The sequence below is a fragment of the Agathobaculum sp. TL06 genome, assembly GCF_054658635.1.
Genome location: NZ_BAAGGY010000059.1, coordinates 1 through 1,560, shown reverse-complemented (window position 1 = coordinate 1,560; position 1,560 = coordinate 1). Strand labels below are relative to the sequence as shown.

The following is a 1,560-nucleotide window of genomic DNA, read 5'->3' as shown; positions in this document are numbered from 1 at the left end:
CCCACTTTTTATGCTCCCACTTTCTTTATTCTTTCTTACCGGACTGCCGCGGCAGACGTCTTACTGATACTGTTCCCAGTTGGGATGGCCGGTCAGCGTTGTCCAATGCTCATGGATGTCTCCCTTGCGGTCAAAGTCGTGGCTGTTGGTGGCCTCCTGCACAGCCAGATAGAACCAATCCTCCGGTTGATTGTCCGGCCATACCTGCATGCCGGACAGCAGATCCGCCTCGGTTTCGGGCAGGCGGTTCAGCACACGGTTAATCATGGTCATGGCCTCTGCACGGGTGATCTGGTTGTCCGGACGGAAAGTGCCGTCCTCATACCCGTTAATCCAGCCAAGAATGCAGGCACGCTCGATCTCCGCTTTGGCCCAATGGCTGCCAATGTCCGTGAAGTTGCTGTCACCGTCGCGCTGGTTCGTGTCGAAGCGGGCGCAGATGGCCGCAAACTCCGCGCGGGTGATGGGTGCGTCTGGTTCAAAGGCGGTGTCCGTCCGCCCCTTGAGGACCCCAAGCTCCGCCATGGTGGAGACTGCGGTGCAGTACCACGCGTTTTCGCTTACGTCCGTGAAACGGCTGCTGGCGGTCAAATGCGCGTCCCGTATCTCGGGCTTGAGCAGGCGGAAGAAGATCGTTGCGACCTCGGCGCGGCTGATGTTCGCCATAGGCCGCACCGTGCCGTCCTCATAGCCGATAACATAGGCGAAGTGGTCGTCGCCGTTGAGCCAGTCGGGTACCTCGGTAGCTTCCCAACCGGCATAGACGGTCTTATTGCCGGTCAGCTTGATCTCGGTGACGCGCTCGGTCGTTCCCTTGTCGGCATACCAGCCGGTGAACGTGTAGCCCTCGCGGCTCGGCACCTTGTCCAGCTTGACCACGGTGTTGCGGCGGTACCGCTCGCTGTCATATTCCGTGCCGCCGTTGGACTCGTAGCGCAGGGTGTAGTACGTCGCACCGCCGCCGCTGCCGCTGCTGCTGCTGCCGCCTGTGTTGTTTTTAGACCAGGACAGGGCAAAGGGGGAGAAGCTGCCAAGTTCCTCATTGGCGGGCAGGGTGAATTTCACGCCCTTGTCCGTGGCCTCAGCGGTGATCGGCACAACAGTGGATTGCCCGATCAATGTCTGCATATCGTTCTCAGTAGTGATCTGATACTGCCGGTGCAGGCCCTCAAAATGCAGGACAGTAAACTTGTAGTTCGCACGGTTGGCCGCAAGTTCCTCGGAGGGATAGGGCCAGAAGATGGTGATGGGCTTGTTCGTGCTCACCCAGGCGTTGCCGTCGTTCTCATTGATAAGGTCCAGATACTTGAACTGATATTGGCCCTCTGTCAGGGTATAATTCTTGCTTGCGGCATGATTCACCATCATCGTGATGGTGTCGGCCCCGGCCACAGCGTCACGCTCCAGGATATTGTCAAAGAGCAGGGCAATCTGTTCGCCGGAAGTGGGCGCGGCCGAGCTGGTGCCGAGTACGCCCAGATTGGCCTTTTTGCCGTTGGTGTAGTAGGTCGCGCCGTTCTCGATCACGGCCACCGCGCCCTTGCTGGTGTCCACTTGGCT

Annotated in this window: 1 protein-coding gene; it reads right to left on the bottom strand. The window is 59.2% G+C overall.

The features are described 5' to 3' along the window. Nucleotides 1-60: 60 nt before the first annotated feature. Nucleotides 61-1,560: S-layer homology domain-containing protein (locus ACYQ3S_RS15615; RefSeq protein ID WP_459690287.1), on the bottom strand; the 1,500-nt coding region annotated here is incomplete at its 5' end.